The 2348-nt window shown below is 56.7% G+C and carries 2 protein-coding genes and 1 pseudogene; all 3 read left to right on the top strand.

Annotation, left to right across the window (positions count from 1 at the left end):
* Nucleotides 1-429 (top strand): metal-dependent hydrolase (locus V6C16_RS11425; protein ID WP_333543260.1); only part of this gene is annotated, 429 nt, incomplete at its 5' end.
* Nucleotides 430-724: 295 nt separating this feature from the next.
* The gene (gene cfa / locus V6C16_RS11420) at nt 725-1837 is read left to right on the top strand and encodes a cyclopropane fatty acyl phospholipid synthase (protein WP_333534845.1); all 1113 of its coding nucleotides are present in this window, start codon (nt 725-727) and stop codon (nt 1835-1837) included.
* Between the two features lie 117 nt (nt 1838-1954).
* Nucleotides 1955-2348 (top strand): annotated as a pseudogene (locus V6C16_RS11415) (hypothetical protein); the annotation flags it as partial.

Here is a 2348-nt window from a genome sequence, read left to right as displayed (position 1 = left end):
GCCTGTGCCGGAGCCGTGCTGCCCGATGTGCTGGACCAGCGCATGGCGGGCCTGGCCCCCACCAGGCGGGGAAGGCAGAAAATATTCAATGCCGTACACCGGGGAACCACCCACTGGTTCGGCTGGTGGCTGGCCCTGTGCGCGGCTGCCTTTGTTTTGCCTGCTGCGGAACTCGGCCCCATTGGGCGTGATGTGCTTCTGGGACTGGGCTTTGGCGGTTTGAGTCATGTGGTTTTGGACATGCTGACGCCTTCCGGGGTTCCGCTGACGCCGTTTTCGCGCAAGAACAAGGTTTCGCTCAAGCTCTGCTCCACAGGCAGTCTTGGCGAATATTGCTTTCTGGCCTGTGTGGTGGGGCTGACGTGGTGGTTTTATGGTGAAGACCTGCTGCGCATGACACGCCACCTCGCACGCACGAAAATTTTGTAGACGCTGTCTGACAGTTTTGCCCGCCGGATATCCGGACGCGGCGGACGCCCGGCCCTGCCGTGAGCGTTCGCCGCGTTTTTTGTTGTATACGCATAGCAGAGGATAGCATGAAAGATATTTTGACCTACCGTGCGCAGGCACGCTCAGCTATGTTGTGTTTTTTTAAGCACAGCAGTAGCATAATTCTCATGCGAGGTTATATGGAGGGGTCTGACTTACGTAACTAGCAAAATTATTTGCTTTCTGTAAGGGCTTACGCATAATTTTGCGTCAAGATCGATCAGGAGTAGCAGTTATGTTTGAATCGGACATCAAAAAAATGCTGGCTTCCGTAGATGTGAAGATTGACGGGTCCCGTCCGTGGGATATTCAGGTTCATAACAATCAACTTTACAGCCGTGTTCTGCGTTTCGCCAATCTGGGGCTGGGCGAGGCATATATGGAAGGCTGGTGGGACTGCAAGGCCCTTGATCAGTTTTTTTATCGGATTTTGCGGGGCGGTCTGGAAAAGCGTTTTCGCTTTGCCCTGCCTGTGCTGCTGGAGGTTATTGCCTACTCATTTCGCAATCTGCAAAGTCCGGAACGGGCACGCATGGTGGCTGTGCACCATTATGACTTCGGCAATGAAGTTTTTGAGGCCATGCTTGACCCGGCCATGCAGTATAGTTGCGGCTACTGGGAAAACGCTGCAAACCTGGAAGAAGCGCAGCGGCAGAAGATGGACATGATTTGCCGCAAGCTACGCTTGCAGCCGGGCATGAGTGTTTTGGACATAGGCTGCGGCTGGGGCGGGCTTGGGCGCTACATGGCGCGGGAATACGGCGTGCGGGTCACCGGTGTGACGGTTTCCAAAGCTCAGGCAAGCTACGCGCGGGAGCACGGCCGGGGGGTGGATGCCCGCTGGCTGCTGCAGGATTATCGCACCCTTTCCGGCACGTATGACCGCATTGTTTCTGTGGGGATGTTCGAACATGTGGGGCGCAAGAACTATGCGGTCTATATGGATACCGTCCGCCGTCTTCTGGCAGAGGATGGTCTTTTTTTGCTGCACACCATAGGCGGAAACAAGGCGCGTCGTTGCGTCGACCCCTGGATTGAAAAATACATTTTCAAAAACGGCATGCTGCCCAGCATCCACCTGGTTGGGAAATGTGCTGAAGGCCGTATGGTGATGGAGGACTGGGAAAATTTTGGCGCGGACTATGACAGAACCCTCATGTGCTGGGCCGAAAATTTCATCCGTGGCAGGGAGGAGGGCAAGTTCCGGTGCAGCGAAGCGCAGAGCCGCATGTTTTTGTATTATCTGTCAAGTTGCGCCGGGGCCTTTCGCGCCCGTGATCTCCAGCTATGGCAGATCGTCTTTTCGCCAAAAGGCGTTGAGGGAGGATACAAGCGTCCGCAACTCTGATCTTTGACACGCCATGTACGCTCTTGCCTTGCAGCAGGCATGGCGTTATGGCTTCTGCTGCACGCCGTAGCGCATCTTGCCGGATACGGCGCCGTTCCACCATTCAGGGAGAGCGCCGTGGACCGCATCCTTCTTTTCAAGCTCACGCTGACGCCTCTGCTCGTGCTTATCTGCATGCTCATCACCCGGCGCTGGGGAGCCTTTGCCGGGGGCGTGGCCGCCGGGCTGCCGGTGGTGTCCGGCCCCCTTTCTTTTTTTCTTACCCTTGAACAGGGAACGGCCTTTTCCGCTCAGGCAGCCTACAATACCTTGCTCGGCATCGATGCCAACGGTCTGGCCGCTGTGGCCTATCCCTGGTTGGCCGTACTGGGCGTACCCTGGTATGCGGCCATTGCGCTTTCACTGGGCATATACTTTCTGGGCGGCTGGTTTGTGCAGTTGCTGCCGCACTGGCCCCTGGGCGCGGTGGGCTTTTCTTTGCTGTCCCCTCTGCTTGTGCTGCTGTGCCTGC

The sequence above is a fragment of the Desulfovibrio sp. 1188_IL3213 genome (genome assembly GCF_036763145.1).
GTDB lineage: Bacteria > Desulfobacterota > Desulfovibrionia > Desulfovibrionales > Desulfovibrionaceae > Desulfovibrio.
The sequence above is the reverse complement of the archived record's forward strand: the minus strand, read 5'-3'. Positions and strand labels throughout refer to the sequence as shown.

What these genes read in the sequence shown, in the direction of transcription:
- cfa (WP_333534845.1), top strand. Translation starts at nt 725, where the DNA reads ATGTTTGAATCGGACATCAAAAAAATGCTGGCTTCCGTAGATGTGAAG.